11 protein-coding genes are annotated in these 17,946 nt (G+C 59.6%); 7 read left to right on the top strand and 4 right to left on the bottom strand.

The genetic code is table 11. From position 1 onward, the window contains the following. The first annotated feature begins 77 nt into the window (after nucleotides 1-77). From fdnG to glgB, 7 genes are all read left to right on the top strand, one after another. On the top strand, nucleotides 78-3,152 hold the full coding sequence (gene fdnG, locus ACIGHL_RS07315) for a formate dehydrogenase-N subunit alpha (protein ID WP_181690031.1): 3,075 nt from the start codon (nucleotides 78-80) through the stop codon (nucleotides 3,150-3,152). After that, nucleotides 3,152-4,087: a formate dehydrogenase subunit beta gene (gene fdxH / locus ACIGHL_RS07320; RefSeq protein ID WP_128121269.1), complete on the top strand. Its 936-nt coding sequence runs from the start codon at nucleotides 3,152-3,154 to the stop codon at nucleotides 4,085-4,087. The genes fdnG and fdxH overlap by 1 nt, the downstream gene beginning before the upstream one ends. After that, complete coding sequence (locus ACIGHL_RS07325; RefSeq protein ID WP_128121268.1) at nucleotides 4,084-4,776, top strand: formate dehydrogenase subunit gamma; 693 nt, start codon at nucleotides 4,084-4,086, stop codon at nucleotides 4,774-4,776. The genes fdxH and ACIGHL_RS07325 overlap by 4 nt, the downstream gene beginning before the upstream one ends. 45 nt (nucleotides 4,777-4,821) lie before the next feature. After that, nucleotides 4,822-5,715, top strand: a complete 894-nt coding sequence (gene fdhE / locus ACIGHL_RS07330; protein WP_181690030.1) for a formate dehydrogenase accessory protein FdhE — start codon at nucleotides 4,822-4,824, stop codon at nucleotides 5,713-5,715. 459 nt (nucleotides 5,716-6,174) lie between these two features. Next, nucleotides 6,175-8,187, top strand: a complete 2,013-nt coding sequence (locus tag ACIGHL_RS07335; RefSeq protein WP_128121266.1) for an alpha-1,4-glucan--maltose-1-phosphate maltosyltransferase — start codon at nucleotides 6,175-6,177, stop codon at nucleotides 8,185-8,187. 146 nt (nucleotides 8,188-8,333) lie between these two features. After that, a complete protein-coding gene (gene treS, locus ACIGHL_RS07340; protein WP_128121265.1) occupies nucleotides 8,334-11,657 on the top strand; it encodes a maltose alpha-D-glucosyltransferase in 3,324 nt (1,107 codons plus the stop codon). Next, a complete protein-coding gene (gene glgB, locus ACIGHL_RS07345; RefSeq protein WP_128121264.1) occupies nucleotides 11,654-13,870 on the top strand; it encodes a 1,4-alpha-glucan branching protein GlgB in 2,217 nt (738 codons plus the stop codon). Before treS ends, glgB begins: the two co-directional genes overlap by 4 nt. 121 nt (nucleotides 13,871-13,991) lie before the next feature. On the opposite strand, the gene ACIGHL_RS07350 is transcribed toward glgB, so the two are convergent. Genes ACIGHL_RS07350 through ACIGHL_RS07365 form a run of 4 tightly spaced genes read right to left on the bottom strand, consistent with a single transcriptional unit; the run spans nucleotide 13,992 to nucleotide 17,945 of the window. Then, nucleotides 13,992-14,999 carry a lysylphosphatidylglycerol synthase domain-containing protein gene (locus ACIGHL_RS07350; RefSeq protein ID WP_128121263.1) on the bottom strand — a complete coding sequence of 336 codons (1,008 nt, stop codon included), beginning with the start codon at nucleotides 14,997-14,999 and terminating at the stop codon, nucleotides 13,992-13,994. Further along, nucleotides 14,996-16,231, bottom strand: coding sequence for a cardiolipin synthase ClsB (clsB, locus tag ACIGHL_RS07355; protein ID WP_128121262.1), 1,236 nt, complete (start codon nucleotides 16,229-16,231; stop codon nucleotides 14,996-14,998). The genes ACIGHL_RS07350 and clsB overlap by 4 nt, the downstream gene beginning before the upstream one ends. Further along, nucleotides 16,228-17,031, bottom strand: coding sequence for an endonuclease/exonuclease/phosphatase family protein (locus ACIGHL_RS07360; RefSeq protein ID WP_128121261.1), 804 nt, complete (start codon nucleotides 17,029-17,031; stop codon nucleotides 16,228-16,230). Before ACIGHL_RS07360 ends, clsB begins: the two co-directional genes overlap by 4 nt. Continuing rightward, nucleotides 17,028-17,945 carry a DUF72 domain-containing protein gene (locus ACIGHL_RS07365; protein ID WP_128121260.1) on the bottom strand — a complete coding sequence of 306 codons (918 nt, stop codon included), beginning with the start codon at nucleotides 17,943-17,945 and terminating at the stop codon, nucleotides 17,028-17,030. The genes ACIGHL_RS07360 and ACIGHL_RS07365 overlap by 4 nt, the downstream gene beginning before the upstream one ends. Nucleotide 17,946: the final 1 nt, after the last annotated feature.

Consider the following 17,946-nt stretch of genomic DNA (forward strand, 5'->3'; position numbering starts at 1 on the left):
GAGGAACCATTCCAGAGCGGTTCAGTCGATGTGGTTAGATGGGCAGACATAATAAGTAACAGGAGATACCGATGACCGTGCGAGTATCCCGGCGACAGTTCCTGAAGTTCGGTGCGGCCGGTGTAGGCGCGTCGAGCATGGCCATGATGGGATTTGCGCCTGATGAAGCCGTCGCGTCGATTCGTCACTTCAAACTGACCGGCGCCAAAATGACCCGCAACATCTGCACCTACTGCTCGGTAGGTTGCGGCATGTTGCTCTACTCGCGTGGTGATGGCGCGATCAACGTTATTGACGAGATCTACCACGTCGAAGGCGATCCGGACCATCCAGTCAGCCGAGGGTCGCTTTGCCCTCGGGGGGCAGGCGTGCTGGACTTCATCAAGAGCGAGTCGCGGGTCAAATACCCCGAGGTTCGTGAGCCTTACACCAACGAGTGGAAGCGCATCAGCTGGGATGAGGCGTTCGCACGCATCGCCCGGCACATGAAGGACGACCGCGACAGAAATTTCGAAACCCATGACGAGCAGGGCAGGCTGGTCAATCGCTGGATGACCACGTCGATGGTTGCAGCCTCGGCTTGCACCAACGAGACGGCTTATCTGACGCAGAAGATCACCCGAGCACTCGGCATCCTCAAACTCGACAACCAGGCGCGCGTTTGACACGGACCAACGGTGGCAGGTCTTGCCCCAACATTTGGTCGCGGTGCCATGACGAACCACTGGACCGACATTGCCAATGCCAATGTCATCCTGTCGATGGGCGGCAATTCGGCTGAAGCACACCCCGTAGGCTTCCGCTGGGTCATGCATGCCAAGCAGCGCAGCAATGCCGTGCTGATCTCAATCGATCCGCGCTTCAACCGCACCACGGCGGTGGCGGACTATCACGCCTGGATTCGCACGGGGACGGACATCGCGTTCCTTGGTGGTTTCATCAACTACCTGATCGAAACCAACCGTTTTGCGCATGAATATGTACGCGAATACACCGACGCGAGCCTGATCGTGGCTGAAGGGTTCGGCTTCGAGGAGGGACTGTTCACCGGCTACAACCCGGCGGACCGCACCTACGATCGCCAAACCTGGAACTTCGAGATCGGCGAGGACGGTTTTGTCCGCACTGATCCAACCTTCGAGCACCCGCGCTGCGTGCTTCAGTTGATGCGTCAGCATTACAGCCGCTACACGGTTGATCAGGTGGAAAATATTTGCGGCATGCCCCAGGAAAAGGTGCTCGAACTTTGGGATCTGATGGCGACCACCTCGGCGCCAGACAAGACCATGACCATCCTCTATGCCCTGGGTTGGACGCAGCACACCATCGGATCGCAGATCATTCGCTGTGGCGCAATGGTGCAGCTGCTGCTGGGCAACATGGGCATGCCTGGCGGAGGCGTCAACGCTCTGCGTGGGCATTCCAATATTCAAGGCCTGACTGACATCGGACTGCTGTCAAACCTGCTGCCAGGCTATATGAACCTGCCGTCGGCAGACCTGCAGACCTATGACGACTATTTGGAAACTAGGGTCAAGCCGCCATTGCTCGAGGGCGAGGTCTCGTACTGGAAATTCTACGAACGCTTCTTCGTCAGCATGATGAAGGAGTGGTACGGCGACGCCGCCACGGCTGAGAACAACTGGTGCTACGACTGGTTGCCGAAGCTTTCCGAGCCGATCTATGACGTGCTCTACGCCATTAACGACATGACGTTGGGCAAGGCGACCGGCGCCTTCTGCCAAGGCTTCAACATCCTGGCGGCCTTTCCGAACAAGGCCAAGGTTCTGGACGGGCTGTCGAAACTCAAGTACTTCGTGATCATGGACCCGCTCACGGTGGAAACCGGTGAGTTCTGGAAGAATTTCGGCGAATACCACGATGTCGATCCGTCGAAGATCGCCACTGAGGTGTTCCGCCTGCCGACCACCTGCTTCGCCGAGGACGACGGATCCATCACCAACAGTGCCCGCTGGCTGCAATGGCATGAGAAAGCGGCACCCGGGCCTGGCGAAGCCATGACCGATACCGAGATTCTCGGCGAGGTCATGCTGCGCCTCAAGCACCTGTATCAGGTCGAAGGCGGAGCATTCCCAGACCCGATCTTGAATCTTGAGTGGAACTACAAGGTTCCGGATTTCCCGAAGGCCTCCGAGCTGGCAAAGGAATACAACGGACGGGCCCTGGCGGATATCTCCGACGATACCGGTAAGGTGATCCGGCGTAAGGGAGAGCAGCTGCAGGATTTCAGCGAACTGCGTGCCGATGGTTCAACCGCGTGCGGCTGCTGGATCTATTCCGGGGCCTGGACCGAAGCCGGAAACATGATGGCTCGTCGAGACAATTCGGACCCTTACCACACGGGTAATACGCTGGGCTGGGCGTGGGCATGGCCGATGAATCGACGGCTTTTGTACAACCGCGCATCGGCAAGGCCTGACGGTACGCCGTGGGCTCCGAACAAAGCATTTATCTGGTGGGACGGGGAGCGCTGGACGGGCGCTGACGTGCCGGACTACCCGATCTTTACGCCACCGTCAGCCGGTGTTGGGCCATTCATCGTGACACAGACCGGCCGAGGGCATTTCTTCTCCTGCGAATGGCTGAACGAAGGGCCGCTCCCTGAGCACTACGAACCGATGGAAACGCCCATCGACCGTAACCCGCTCAATCCCAACAACCCATTGGCGCTGCATAACCCCATCGCCCGGGTATTCGAGCAGGATCGCGATTCGTTTGGCTCGAACAAGGATTTCCCGTACGCGGCGACGACCTATCGACTGACTGAGCATTTCCATTACTGGACGATGCACGTGCGGCTCAACGCCATCGCCCAGCCGGAGAAGTTCATCGAGATGAGCGATGTTCTGGCAGCCGAGCTGGGCATCAACGCAGGCGACCGGGTCAAGGTAACGTCCAAACGTGGATTTATCACCGCTGTGGCGGTGGTAACCAAGCGCATGGTGCCGTTGCAGGTCGATGGTCGAACGGTCCATCACATCGGGATCCCGATCCACTGGGGCTTCAAAGGTGTTACGAAAAAGGCGCACCTCACCAACACCCTCACGCCGTTTGTGGGTGACGGGAACACCCAGACGCCAGAGTTCAAGTCGTTTCTGGTGAACGTGGAAAAAGTCGGAGGGATCGTCTGATGCGTGGCGACCAGATCAATCTGCAAAACATCATCGCCCGCTCGGCGACCACCACACCTTCTCCGCAAGTCCGCCATGGCGGGGTGGAGAAGGTCACCAAGCTCATCGATGTGTCCGTGTGCATCGGTTGCAAGGCGTGCCAGGTTGCCTGTTCGGAGTGGAACGACCTTCGTGATGAAGTAGGGGAGTGCGATGGCACTTACAACAACCCGCAGGACCTGACTCCGGAATCGTTCGAAGTGATGCGGTTTTCGGAATACGAGGACGAGCAGGGCAATCTCGAATGGCTTATCCGCAAGGACAACTGCATGCATTGCGCCGAACCGGGCTGTCTCAAGGCATGCCCTTCGCCCGGCGCAATCGTGCAGTACGCCAATGGCATCGTCGATTTCAACTCCGAGCATTGCATTGGCTGTGGTTACTGCGTGGCGGGTTGCCCGTTCGACATTCCCCGAATCTCGAAAAAGGACAACAAGGCATACAAATGCACCCTGTGCTCGGACCGGGTCTATAACGGGCTGGAACCGGCGTGCGTCAAGAGCTGCCCGACCTCGGCCATCATGTTCGGCACCAAGGAAGACATGCTCGACTACGGTGCTCATCGCGTCGCGGATCTGCAAGGGCGAGGCTACGCAAACGCGGGGATCTACGATCCGCCTGGCGTCGGTGGCACCCATGTGGTCTATGTGCTGCAGCACAATGATAAACCCGAGATCTACAGCGGTCTGCCGCGCGATCCGCACATCGCCCCGACGGTCGAACTGTGGAAGGGCGTGACCAAGCCGATCATGTCGGTGGCCTTGGGCATGTCGGTGCTGGCGGGGTTCTTCCATTACGTGATGAAGGGGCCCAAAGAAGAGCCGGAGGACGATCCTGATCCGGTAAAAGCGCATGACGCCCGCGACATCGATAAGCGCGGGGAGGACCGGCTATGAGCCACTCCAATGTTAAGCACGGCATCCTGCGTTATGGCTGGTGGACACGGGTAAATCACTGGCTTATCGCGATCAGCTTCGTGTTGCTCGTGCTAAGCGGGTTGGCGTTGTTCTATCCATTCTTCTTCGGCCTCACCGCGCTGTTCGGCGGCCCGGAACCCACACGCATCGTGCATCCGTATATTGGGGTGTTCATGTCGTTGTTCTTCGTCATCCAGGCTGTGCGCTTCTTTGGTGACAACCTGATTCGTCGCCACGATGTGCAGTGGATGAAGCAGATCCGCGACGTGCTGGGCAACCGCGACGAGCGATTGCCGCCAGTGGGCAAAAACAACGCCGGGCAGAAGCTCGTGTACTGGATCTTCCTCGCCACCGTGCCGGTATTGCTGGTGACCGGCATCGTCCTGTGGCGGCCTTGGGTCGCCGATGAGATGCCAGTTTGGGCGCTGCGCTGGGCAGTGACCATCCATGCCTATACCGCCTTCATCGCGATCATCACGCTGGTAATTCATGTGTACTCGGCGATCTGGGTGAAGGGCTCGGTACGCGCAATGACCCAGGGCCGTGTAAGCCACGCCTGGGCACGCCATCATCATGGGCTCTGGTATGACGAGGTACGCCGCAAGGAAGGTTATGACGATCCAGGTGGTCTTTCGCCTGATCGTGACGTGCCGTCGAAACGAACGTAAGGAGTTGCAGTGAACCACTCTTATGGAAGCGCGCCTTCGGGGATCATGGAGGCGCCAAACGTGGTGTTGCCGAACGCCAAGGTGTTCAGCAAGCGCGCTACGCGGCTGCGGGAACTCGTCCAGCAGGTTCCACCTCTGGATGAGTTTCTCGCCTTCATGGCACGACTGGTACAAGCCCAGCATCAGGTGCTCAACGAACGCGAACCATCCTGGCGCCCGGCTGAGGATGCGTTCGATCAGGCGCTTAAACATGGCTTGCCGCCGCTTGGTGTTCAGGCCTTGAAGCGTGACGTGCCCTGGAGTGAAGACCTGCTGTCGATGCTCGACGCCATGGAGCTTCATGTGGGCGAGGCTCAGCGGCCCTTGCTCAGGACGTTGAGGGAGTTGTCTCGCGAGCAGCTGGATACGTTGGCCGACGATGTCCTTGAGGCTCGTCCCGGCGATGAAACAACCCGACCGCTGCTGCCATTGGTTGCCGCTGCCCTGCAGATCAGTTGGATGAGGCTGGCGATAGCCCTGCCTCGGCCGCCTGATAAGCCCGAGGGGGAAGCAAAGGGGTTATGCCCTTGCTGCGGTTCGCCACCGGTCGCCAGTGTCATCCACAACGAGCGCCATCGTGCTGGCGTGCGCTATCTGCATTGCTCGCTATGCGCCACCGAGTGGCACCTGGAGCGGCTCAAGTGCAGCGTTTGCGACAGCGGCGCAAAACTGCTGTACCTCACGCTGGATGACGAGCAGGGCAAACCGGCGATGCCGGTCCAGGCGGAATCTTGCGGCGAGTGTCATAGCTATCTGAAGGTCATGCTGCGTGAAGAACACGGACGCGCCGAACCCGTGGCGGACGACCTGGCAAGCCTCGCGCTCGACATCTTGTTGGCCGAACAGGGGGAATATGGCCGTAGCGGTTACAACCCGTTGTTGATCGCCGGCGGGGACTAGCGCACCAGGCTATGGCTCAAGCATGAACACGCCTGGTGACGATCGGTGATATTTGCGTGGTTTCGGATCGCCAGCAAGCTGGCTCCTACAAGTAGGGGCTTGGCTTTAGCTTGGCTCTCTATGTTCGCCACAGTACGCTTTTGTAGGAGCCACCTCGGTGGCGATCAGCGGTGTTCGCGTTGTGTTTGATCGTCAACAGGCTGGCTCATACAGGAGCGGCCTGCCTCCCCGCCAAATCATCCGTCTTATATTTGGCCTAAAACAAGCGCAACGCCGGCTGTGGCAAGCGGTAGCGGCCTTTAAGCTGAACTTTTCAGGCCTCCTTTGGTTCGGAAAGAACAGAGCCCGAGAAAGCCCGCATGATGGTTTTCCACCGGTACAACCAGCCACGCTCGATTGCCAGTCCCGAGCGGGGTAGGTTTGCCGTTTCGCTGCAATTTCGCCTAGGAGCCCCGTTCGATGACCGATGCAAAGCCCCATCCGGTGATTCACCCCCGACTTGAACAGGCATTGCAGATGCCGCGCATTGCCATTGAATCGACCCAGCCCGTACTGGAAGGCGGACGATTTGCGGCAAAGGCAACCATCGGCCACCCGATCAACGTCACCAGCAAGATCTTCGCCGACGGGCACGATCAGCTAGCCGCGTCGATCTGCTGGCGGACCAAGGATGAAACTACCTGGCGCCGGGCACGGCTCAAGTTGATCGGCAATGACAGCTGGGAAGGGCTGTTCACTCCGACTCAAGTCGCTTCGCATGAGTTCATGATCGAAGCTTGGTGGGATATCTACGAGACCTACCGCTACGAGCTGTCGAAGAAGCACAACGCTGGGGTCCCGGTTCAGCTGGAACTCGAAGAAGGTCGTCTGCTGCTCGAGCGCGCCAGCCAGCGGGCCCAAGGCGAGACCAAAGCCATCATTGATGATCTGCTGCACCGGTTGAGCTCAGCGCATCTGGACGATGAACGTGTCTCGGTGTTGCTGGCCAGTGAAACGGCGGCGGCGATGGCCGATGCAGACCCACGAGAGCATTGCAGCCAGAGTGAGGTGTTCCCGATCGAGGTCGAGCGCCCACTTGCGCTGTTTGCCAGTTGGTACGAGCTGTTCCCGCGCTCCGAAACCGATGACCCTAACCGTCACGGTACTTTCCGTGACGTGCACAAGCGTTTGCCATCGATCCGGGACATGGGCTTCGATGTCCTGTATTTCACGCCGATTCACCCAATTGGCCGGCAGCATCGCAAAGGGCCGAACAACACGCTGCAAGCCGGCCCGAATGATCCCGGCAGCCCGTATGCAATCGGTAGCGAAGCCGGTGGGCACGATGCAGTCCATCCCGATCTCGGCACACTCGATGACTTCCGCGACCTGGTAGCTGCCGCAAGCGAGCACGGTCTGGAGATTGCCCTCGACTTCGCCATTCAGTGCTCTCAAGACCACCCATGGCTCAATGAGCACCCGGGCTGGTTCTCCTGGCGGCCGGACGGGACCATCCGTTATGCGGAAAACCCGCCGAAGAAGTACCAGGACATCGTCAACGTCGACTTTTACGCCGAAGACGCCATGCCCGGTCTTTGGCTCGCATTGCGCGACGTTATCTGGCACTGGGTCGAGCAGGGCGTGAAGATCTTCCGCGTCGACAACCCGCACACCAAGCCGCTGCCGTTCTGGGAATGGATGATCGCAGACATCCGTGAACGTGACCCTGACGTGATGTTTCTCTCCGAGGCCTTTACCAAGCCGGCCATGATGGCGCGCCTGGGCAAGGTCGGCTTCAACCAGAGCTACACCTACTTCACCTGGCGCAACAACAAGGCGGAGCTGAGCGAGTACTTGACTGAGCTGAACGAGCATCCGCTGCGTGACTGCTATCGGCCGAATTTCTTCGTCAATACGCCGGACATCAATCCGTTCTTCCTGCATGACTCCGGGCGAGCGGGATTTCTCATCCGGGCGGCGCTGGCAACCATGGGTTCCGGCCTGTGGGGTATGTATTCGGGCTTCGAACTGTGCGAGTCCGCGGCAATCCCCGGCAAGGAGGAGTACCTGGATTCCGAGAAGTACCAGATACGGGTCCGCGATTATCACGCACCGGGCAACATTGTCGCGGAGATCGCTCAGCTCAATCGCATTCGTCGGCAAAACCCGGCCCTGCAGACCCACCTGGGTTTCAAGGCATACACCGCTTACAACGACAACATCTTGTTCTTCGGCAAACGCACGCCGGATCGCACGAATTTTATTCTCGTCGCAATCAGCCTCGATCCGCATAACGCTCAGGAAGCACATTTCGAGCTTCCGCTATGGGAGATGGGCCTGCCGGACCATGCCGAAACCCGAGGCGAAGACCTTATGAACGGGCATCGCTGGACTTGGTACGGCAAGACTCAGTGGATGCGAATCGAGCCTTGGCACCAGCCATTCGGCATTTGGCGTATAAGCTCGGACGACATGGATCCTGACTTAAAGTGATGTCTAAAGAAGAACACAAAAACGATATGTATCAGTTGGTTATAGGCTATTCATTATCCAGTTTATAAATCGACTGGCTTACTTTTCCGCCTCGGCTGGCCAGGTATATGGGCCAGTCATGGGGGCAGATAAAAGGGATCAAGACCATGGCCAGAGCGCGCAAACCTGCCGCCTTCATTAAAGACCCCCTCTGGTACAAGGATGCGGTGGTCTATCAGGTTCACCTCAAATCCTTCTACGACTCGAACAATGACGGGGTTGGCGACTTTCAGGGCTTGATCGAGAAACTCGATTACATCGCTGATCTGGGCGTCAATACGATCTGGTTGCTGCCGTTCTATCCATCGCCGCGCCGCGACGACGGCTACGACATTTCCGAGTACCGGGGTGTCCACCCGGACTACGGCACCATGGCCGACGCCAAGCGTTTCATCGCCGAAGCTCACAAGCGCGGGCTGCGGGTGATTACCGAACTGGTCATCAATCACACCTCGGATCAACATCCCTGGTTCCAACGCGCACGCAAAGCCAAGAAGGGCTCGGCAGCGCGTGATTTCTACGTCTGGTCTGACACTGATCAGAAGTACGACGGTACGCGGATCATCTTTCTCGACACCGAGAACTCCAACTGGACCTGGGACCCGGTCGCGCAGCAGTACTACTGGCACCGCTTCTATTCGCACCAGCCGGATCTGAATTTCGATAATCCGCAGGTCATGAAGGCGGTCCTGAGCGTGATGCGTTACTGGCTCGACCTGGGCATCGACGGCGTGCGTCTGGATGCCATTCCCTATCTGGTCGAGCGCGACGGCACCAACAACGAAAACCTGCCTGAAACCCACGTGGTGCTGAAGCAGATTCGCGCCGAAATCGACGCCAACTATCCCGACCGCATGCTGCTGGCCGAAGCCAACCAATGGCCGGAAGACACCCAGCTCTACTTCGGCGGTGAGGATGGCGGGCTGGGCGACGAATGCCATATGGCGTTCCACTTCCCGCTGATGCCGCGCATGTACATGGCTCTGGCTCAGGAAGACCGCTTCCCGATCACCGATATCCTCAGGCAGACGCCGGACATTCCGGAGAACTGCCAGTGGGCTATTTTCCTGCGTAACCACGACGAGCTGACGCTGGAAATGGTGACCGACAAGGAGCGTGACTACCTCTGGAATTACTACGCCAGTGACAAGCGCGCCCGGATCAATCTCGGCATCCGTCGCCGCCTTGCGCCATTGCTGGAACGTGACCGTCGGCGTATCGAGCTGCTGAACAGCTTGCTGTTATCGATGCCCGGCACACCCGTAATCTATTACGGCGACGAGATCGGCATGGGCGACAACATCTTCCTTGGCGACCGCGACGGCGTGCGCACACCGATGCAATGGTCGGTGGACCGCAACGGTGGCTTCTCGCGCGCCGATCCACCGAGCCTGGTACTGCCGCCAATCATGGACCCGCTCTACGGGTACCAGGCAATCAACGTCGAGGCGCAGCAGCGTGATCCGCATTCGCTGCTGAATTGGACGCGTCGTCTGCTCTCGATCCGTAAGCAGTTCAAGGCATTCGGTCGTGGCACGCTGAAAATGCTGGCCCCGAGCAACCGCAGGATTCTGGCCTACATCCGCGAATTCACGACAGCAACGGGCGAAACCGAGGTGATCTTCTGCGTCGCCAACGTCTCGCGATCGGCCCAGGCGGCTGAACTGGAGCTGTCGCACTACGCGGGAATGGTGCCGGTGGAAATGGTAGGCGGCAGCGCCTTCCCCCCGATCGGTCAGCTGCCGTATCTGCTGACCCTACCGCCTTTCGGCTTTTACTGGTTCCAGCTGGCAACCAGTCACCAGATGCCAAGCTGGCACCAGGAACCGGTGGAAACCATGCCCGACTTTCAGACCCTGGTGCTCAAGCGGCTCGACACGCTTACAGCGGCCAACAAGAAGATCCTGGAGACCGAGTCGCTGCCGGCATACCTGCCCAAGCGGCGCTGGTTCGCCAGCAAGGACGCCACGATCGACTCGATCAAGATTTGCTACAGCGTGCCCTTCGGTAATCCGCAGCGGCCTGTGCTGCTGAGCGAAATTGCGGTCGAGGCGGCAGGGCGTACGGACTTCTATCAGTTACCGCTGGGCTTCCTCGAGGAAGGCGATTTCGACATCGCCTTGCCGCAGCAACTCGCCATGGCGCGCGTACGCCGCGGGCCTCAAGTGGGCCTGCTGACCGACGCCTTTGCGCTGAATCAGTTTGTACTCGGCGTGATCCAGGCGCTGCGCGACGGTCAGGTGCTGCCCTGCGGCGATGGTGAGATTCGCTTCGAGGCCATGAGAACGCTGGAAGAGATCGAATTGCCGGCGGATGCTGCGGTGCGTTACCTCACTGCAGAGCAATCCAACAGTTCGGCGATCATCGGCGGCAGCATGATGATCAAGGTGCTGCGCCGGGTTTCAGCGGGCGTGCACCCTGAGCTTGAAATGGGGCGCTTCCTCACCGAGCAGGGCTTCACCCATATCTCGGCGATGCTGGGCCAGGTAACGCGTATCGACAAGCAAGGCATTCAGCACGCCCTGATGGTCGTTCAACGCTACCTGGATAACCAGGGTGATGCCTGGGAATGGACCCTCAACACGCTGGACCGCGCCGTGCGCGACCAGATCGCCGGAGGCGTATCGCTGCACGAGAACCAGTTCAGTGCGCTGGAAGAGCTGGAAGCCTTCAACCGTCTGCTCGGGCAACGCCTCGGTGAAATGCACATGGCGTTGGCGGCCAAGACGGATGATGCAGCCTTTGCCAGCGAGTCGACCCGCCCAGCCGACACCAAGGACTGGACGAAGGCCATTTCTGGCCAGGTAGAGCGTGCGCTGGACCTGTTGCAGAGCCGCCGTGGCGATCTGGACCGTAAGGGCGCAGGGCTCGTCGATCAACTGCAAAAGCAACGCAAGCAGCTGCTGGCGGAGGTCAAGCGTTTGGCTGACCGCACCGTAGGTGGGCTGCGTATCCGGGTTCATGGTGATCTGCACCTGGGTCAGGTTCTTGTGGCGCAGGGCGATGCTTATTTCATCGACTTTGAAGGCGAGCCGGCTCGCTCCCTGGAAGAGCGCAGAAGCAAACTGAGCCCCTTCAAGGATGTCTCAGGCGTATTGCGCTCCTTTGAATACGCCGCCGCCATGGTTATGCGCAACGCACAGATCAGTGACAGCTCGGACACGGCCGGTCAGGCTCGGCGGTCCATTTCCGAAACCTATCAGCAGAGCGCGCGGGCGGTCTTCCTGGAAGCCTATCGCGAGGCGACCTCGGACATGCCGCATGCCTGGAAGGACGACGCTGGTGCCGATGCGGCATTGGCGCTGTTCAGCCTGGAGAAAACCGCATATGAAGTTGCCTATGAGGCAGAGAACCGCCCGGCCTGGCTGTCCGTCCCGCTTCAGGGGCTGGCTGAACTGGCACAACAGATTTCCGATGGAGGTTCCCAATGATTGATCGTCCGGCCGTGACAATGCCCGGTGAAAACCTGCTGCCAACCGATGCCGATGTCGATGCGCTGGTGCGCGCTGAACATGGCAATCCGTTTTCTATCCTTGGCCCACATCCTGACGGCGATGGTCTCGTCGTGCGGGCCTACCTGCCCAACGCATTGGGCGTCGAGGTACTCGAGCGCAGCGGTGGGCGGGTACTGGCAGCAATGGAGCAGGGGCAGGTACCCGGCTTCTTTTTCACCCGGCTGACCAATCAACAGCCGTACCTACTGAAGATTCGCTGGGCAAGTGGCGAACAGATTACTGAGGACCCCTTCAGCTTTGGTCCCCAACTCGGCGAAATGGACATGTATCTGTTCTCCGAAGGTAACCATCGTCAGATCGGGCGCGTGTTCGGTGCTCAGCCCATGGAAGTTGAGGGCGTACAGGGCGTCCGCTTCGCAGTATGGGCGCCCAATGCCCGTCGCGTTTCGGTGGTCGGCAGCTTCAACGGCTGGGACGGGCGTCGGCATCCGATGCGCCTGCGCTTTCCGTCCGGCGTCTGGGAAATTTTCATCCCGCGCCTGCAGCCGGGAGAGTCCTACAAGTACGAGATTCTCGGGCCAAACGGCATTCTGCCGTTAAAGGCTGATCCGATAGCGCTGGCCACCGAGCTCCCGCCGGGCACTGCGTCGGTGATATCGCACCCGCTCGAGTACGAGTGGAAGGACGAGGCCTGGCTGCAGCAGCGCGCAGCACAACAATCGGTAAAAGCCCCAATGACCATTTACGAGCTGCACGCAGGCTCGTGGCGCCGCGATGGCGGCGATGACGGTCGCCTGTACGACTGGCATGAGCTGGCCGAGCGGCTGATCCCCTATGTGGTCGACCTGGGCTTCACCCATATCGAACTGATGCCCATCATGGAGCATCCCTTCGGCGGCTCCTGGGGTTATCAGCTGCTGTCGCAGTTCGCACCCAGTGCGCGCTACGGGAATGCACACGATTTCGCAGCCTTTATCGATGCCTGTCACACAGCCGGTATCGGCGTGATTCTGGACTGGGTCCCGGCGCACTTCCCGACAGATGCTCACGGCTTGGGCGAGTTCGATGGCACTGCGCTGTACGAGTATGCACACCCGTTCGAGGGGTTTCACCAGGATTGGGATACCTACATCTATAACCTGGGGCGTACCGAAGTGCATGGCTTCATGCTTGCTTCGGCGCTGCATTGGCTGCGGGAATTTCACGTCGATGCACTGCGCGTGGATGCGGTGGCCTCGATGCTCTATCGAGACTACTCACGCAAGGAAGGCGAGTGGATTCCCAACCGTCACGGCGGTCGAGAGAATCTCGAAGCCATCGACTTTCTACGTCACCTGAACGACGTTGTGGCTACTGAGACTCCCGGTGCGCTGGTCATTGCGGAAGAGTCCACGGCATTCCCTGGCGTCAGCAAGCCAACGTCCGAGAACGGTTTGGGCTTCGCTTACAAGTGGAACATGGGGTGGATGCACGACACCCTGCAGTACATTCAAGAAGATCCGATTAACCGGCAGTACCATCACGACAAGCTGACCTTCGGCATGGTGTACGCCTATTCGGAGCACTTCGTGCTGCCGATTTCGCACGACGAAGTGGTGCATGGCAAAGGTTCTTTGATCGAGAAAATGCCAGGGGACCGTTGGCAGAAGTTTGCCAATCTTCGTGCCTACCTCTCGTTCATGTGGACCCACCCAGGCAAGAAGCTGCTATTCATGGGCTGCGAGTTCGGCCAGTGGCGCGAGTGGAACCATGACCGCGAGCTTGATTGGCACTTGCTGGATGAGCCGGACCACCGCGGTGCGCAGAATCTTGTTCGTGATCTAAACCGCCTATATAGCCACGAGCCTGCGTTGCATGAACTCGATGCAGACCCGGCAGGCTTCCAGTGGCTGATTGGCGACGACCGTGCCAACAGCGTGTTTGCCTGGCTGCGAAAGAGCTCCACAGGCCATCCGCTGCTGGTGGTGGGTAACTTCACGCCCGTGGTGCGCGAGAACTATCGGGTCGGGGTGCCTGAAGACAGCCGTTGGCAGGAAATATTCAACAGTGATGCCGAGTGCTACGGCGGTTCCAACGTGGGCAATGGCGGGGGCATGCTCCCCGAGCAGATTCCGGCGCATGGCCAGGACGTGTCGCTGGCACTGACGCTGCCTCCGCTCGGCGTGGTCATCCTTCGACCCCAGGGGTAGCTAACCTGGCAGACGGCGCCTGAAATGCAGGCGCCGACACAATAAAGCCGGAGCGGTGGTCGCTCCGGCTTTTTTGTGTCTGGTGCTTGTGCGGGGTCCTCGGCTAGAAGGGCAGAACGTATCAGGCGGCGGTGGGCGGGTGCTCCTCTTGCGCATCGTCATTGGAGATGGAGCGCAGCTTCTTGGCCCGTATCTCCAAGGCCACGTAGACAACCGTGGCGAACAGCAGGGGGATGAGGAAGTACACCACCCGGTAGCCGATCAACCCCGCCACGATGCTGGCCTGGCTTAGCTCGCCACCGCCCAGCATCGTCACGAATACCGCTTCAATCACACCTAGACCCGCCGGGATGTGGGCAATCACGCCGGCTACGCTGCTGATCATCAGGATGCCTAGCACAACGGGGTAGGGGGCCTGCTGCGACAGCATGAAGTAGACCACCAGTGCCATTAGCGCCCAGTTGCTCGCGCCGAGCAGCATCTGGAAGACCGCCAGGCGCAGGCTCGGCAGATAGATTTCGTGCTTGCGGATCGTCCAGTGGCGGCGTTTGGAAAAGCCGCAGGCCCAGAGGTAGATCGCCGAGGCCAGCAGCAGCCCGGCGCCCAGTACACGCAATGCTGTATGTCCGATCTCCCAATCGGCGGGCGGCGTGATCCAGCCCAAGGCGAAGATCAGGCCGGCCAACCAGAGGTAACCAAGCCAGTTGGTCAGCACGCTCATGGTGAACACTCGGGTGATCTGCGAGGTGCGTAGGCCAAACCGAGAATAGAGCCGATAGCGCAGTGCGATACCACCCACCCAGGCGCTCAGGTTGAGGTTGAAGGCGTAGCAGACGAAGGTCACCGGGACGATTTGTCGGATCGGCAGGTCGTGCTGCGCATAGCGTTTGCCGAGTACGTCGAAACAGCAATACACCGCATAACTCACTGCGGTGGCTGCGCCAGCCAGCCACAGGGTTCGGGCGCTGTAATTGCGCAGCGTTTGGTAGACCTCGCTCCAGTTGACGTTGCGCGCCAGACCGATCAATAGCCCGGCTACAAGAATGAAGAAGCAGTAGGTCAGGATCTTCTTGATCAGCGGCCAGCGACGGCGCCACCCACTCTGCGACTGCTGCTGGCGCTCGGTCATTGATGGTCTCGCTGCAAGGGGGCAGGGCTGGGCTCAAGCGGTTCCGGATCGAGCAACTGCAACCTTGGTTTATGCGCCGGCAACAGGCCCACCCACTGAGGGAAGTGGCGCAGAAAGTGGAAGATGATGAAGGCCAGCGGCGCGCGCCACCAGTAGCCGCGGATGATGCGTTCCAACGGAATGCGGCGGCAGTCATGTTGCAGCAGCCGGTCCAGATTCTCATGCAGTTGGCGATTGAATGTGTGATCGCGAATGATCAGGTTCGCCTCGAGATTGAGCGACAGGCTCAGTGGGTCAAGGTTGCTCGAGCCCACCGTGGACCATTCGTAGTCGGCCAGTGCGACCTTGCCATGCAGGGGCCGGCGGCAGTATTCGTGGATCTCCACACCATCGCTCATCAGGTAGTTGTAGAGCATCCGCGCGCCGAATTTGGCGATCGGCATATCCGGTTCGCCCTGCAGAATTAGTCGGACCCGAACGCCACGCCGTGCCGCGTTGCGAATCTCCCGCAGCACTCGGTAACCCGGGAAGAAATAGGCGTTGGCAATCAGCAAGCGCGAGCGGGCGTCGCGAATGGCCTGCAGGTAATGCTGCTCGATATCGTTGCGATGATCGTTGTTGTCGCGGGTGACGAACAGCGCACGCGCTTCGCCCCGGCTGACCCCGACAAAACCGTTGCTCTGGGTTCGCATTCGCCGGTGCCACCAACGTCGGCCCGATTGGACAGGACTGATAGCGCTCAGTGCGAAGCGGTGGATGTCATGCACCACTGGGCCTTCGACCCGCAGCGCGTAGTCCTGCTTTGCAGCGGGGCCAAAATCGCCAAGGTGATCTGCAGAAAAATTGATGCCGCCGATGAACGCGAACTCGCCGTCTATCACCACAATCTTGCGGTGCATGCGTCGGAACACATTGATCCGCTTGCCGAGCAGCCGTTTGCCTGGATCGAAGACATGAATACGCACGCCGGCGCGCGCCATCGCCGCAGCAAAATCACCGTCCAGATCAGCCGAACCATAGCCGTCCACGGTGACGTTGACGCTGACCCCGCGTTCGGCTGCGGCAATCAGCGTCTGTTGCAGCTCCTGTCCCACCTTGTCCTTGAAGAAAATGAAGGTTTCCAGCAGGACTTCCTTTTCCGCGGCCGCAATGGCCTCGAACACGGCGGGAAAGAATTCCTCACCGTTTTCCAGCAACTGAAGGCGATTCCCGTCTCTCCAGTGAAAATTCATAGGTGTATCTCCACCGCCAAGGGCAGATGATCGGACAAGTGTGTCCAAGGTTTGTTGCTCAGTATTCTCGCTTTGTGGCTCGTAGCATTTCGCACATAGATGCGGTCCAGGCGCAGCACTGGCCAGCGTGCCGGGAAGGTCTTGGCCACCTTGCCCTGGGCCACCGCGAATACCTCGTGCATGCCCGCGCAGCGATCAAGCACCTGCGCACCCTTGAGTCGCCAGTCGTTGAAGTCACCGGCGACAACCACCGGCGCATCCGCTGGCAGTGAGTCGAGCAGGTCGCAGAGGAGGCGCAGTTGCTGCTGACGATGGGCTTCGCGCAGGCCCAGGTGCACGCAAATCGCGTGAAATTCCTCGTGTCCCGGCACCTGCAACACGCTGTGCAAAAGACCGCGACGTTCCGGCCCGGCAATGGAAATGTCGAGGTTCTCGTAGCGCGTGATCGGGAATTTCGACAGCAGGGCGTTGCCGTGGTCACCGTCGGGGTAGACGGCATTGCGACCGTAGGCGAAATCGGTCCAGATGCTGTCGGCCAGAAACTCGTACTGCGACATCTTGGGCCAGTCGTGAAAGCGCAACGCGTGTTTTTCATGCGTGCCGAGCACTTCCTGCAGAAACACGACATCGGCCGATACCGCCCTGACTGCCTCGCGCAACTCCGGCAGGATGAACCGCCGATTGAGCGCGGTGAAGCCCTTGTGGGTGTTCACGGTCAGCAGGCGTACCGTGTTGACCGCGGTGGACATGTGCGCGTCGAGATCGCTGCTGTCGAGGGGATGGGTCTTGTCCAGATTCACGCCAATGCTCCTTCCAACTGGCCTGGAGTGGTTTCCAGGTCTTTATCCAGTCCGAGCCGGCGCAACAACTGTCGCGCGTCATACGGCGCCCGGACCTTTACATCGTTATCGAAATAGCAATAGACGGCGCGCCGCTTGCGCGCCGGTGGTTTGCCGGAGCTGATCAGGTGAGCATCGTCAGGCTGGCTGCCGTTGCTCCAAAAGGTGATGCGCTGGGCCCAGTTGTCCAGAGCCTCATCGGTGTAGCCGCTGGTATAGAGCTCTTCCGCTCCGTGGAGGCGGATATAGACGAAATCGCTGGTGAGGTCCTCTTGATAGGGCCACTTGCCGGCCGTATCGGCCACCACCAGCGCTACCTTGTGCTTGCGCAGCAGCGCCACAAACGCCGGATCGACAAAGCTGTCGTTACGTATTTCGACCGCGTGCCGAAGGGGACGTTTGTGATCGATCTGCAGATAGCTACGTCCCTCCATGCGCGCTTCACACCCTTTCGCCATTTCCAGCGCCGCTTCGGTGTCATGGGGCAGTAAGGCGAGGAAGGTTTCGAAACGCTCAGGATCGAATTTGAACGACGGCGGGAATTGCCAGAGCATCGGGCCGAGCTTGTCCTTGAGCGCAAGGACACCGGACGCGAGAAAGTTGGCGATGGGCTTCTCCACGTCCCGAAGGCGCAGCACGTGGGTGATGTAGCGGGGCGCTTTGACGCTGAACACGAAGCCCTCGGGCGTGTCGTCATACCAGCCCGCATAGAGCTCCGGCTTTTGCAACGAGTAGAACGAGCCATTGATCTCGATGCTGCTTACGGCTCGCGAGGCGAACTTCAGCTCGTTCTTCTGCACGAGCCCCTTGGGGTAGAAGTCGCCTCGCCAGGGTGCGTAGCGCCAGCCGGAAATGCCTATATGGATGGCTGCCATC

Origin of the sequence: Pseudomonas sp. NPDC077451 (assembly GCF_044543345.1) — a bacterium.
In the GTDB taxonomy this organism is placed as follows: Bacteria; Pseudomonadota; Gammaproteobacteria; order Pseudomonadales; family Pseudomonadaceae; genus Stutzerimonas.

What these genes read in the sequence shown, in the direction of transcription:
- fdxH (WP_128121269.1), top strand. Translation starts at nt 3,152, where the DNA reads ATGCGTGGCGACCAGATCAATCTGCAAAACATCATCGCCCGCTCGGCG.
- ACIGHL_RS07325 (WP_128121268.1), top strand. Translation starts at nt 4,084, where the DNA reads ATGAGCCACTCCAATGTTAAGCACGGCATCCTGCGTTATGGCTGGTGG.
- fdhE (WP_181690030.1), top strand. Translation starts at nt 4,822, where the DNA reads ATGGAGGCGCCAAACGTGGTGTTGCCGAACGCCAAGGTGTTCAGCAAG.
- ACIGHL_RS07335 (WP_128121266.1), top strand. Translation starts at nt 6,175, where the DNA reads ATGACCGATGCAAAGCCCCATCCGGTGATTCACCCCCGACTTGAACAG.
- treS (WP_128121265.1), top strand. Translation starts at nt 8,334, where the DNA reads ATGGCCAGAGCGCGCAAACCTGCCGCCTTCATTAAAGACCCCCTCTGG.
- glgB (WP_128121264.1), top strand. Translation starts at nt 11,654, where the DNA reads ATGATTGATCGTCCGGCCGTGACAATGCCCGGTGAAAACCTGCTGCCA.
- ACIGHL_RS07350 (WP_128121263.1), bottom strand. Translation starts at nt 14,999, where the DNA reads ATGACCGAGCGCCAGCAGCAGTCGCAGAGTGGGTGGCGCCGTCGCTGG.
- clsB (WP_128121262.1), bottom strand. Translation starts at nt 16,231, where the DNA reads ATGAATTTTCACTGGAGAGACGGGAATCGCCTTCAGTTGCTGGAAAAC.
- ACIGHL_RS07365 (WP_128121260.1), bottom strand. Translation starts at nt 17,945, where the DNA reads ATGGCAGCCATCCATATAGGCATTTCCGGCTGGCGCTACGCACCCTGG.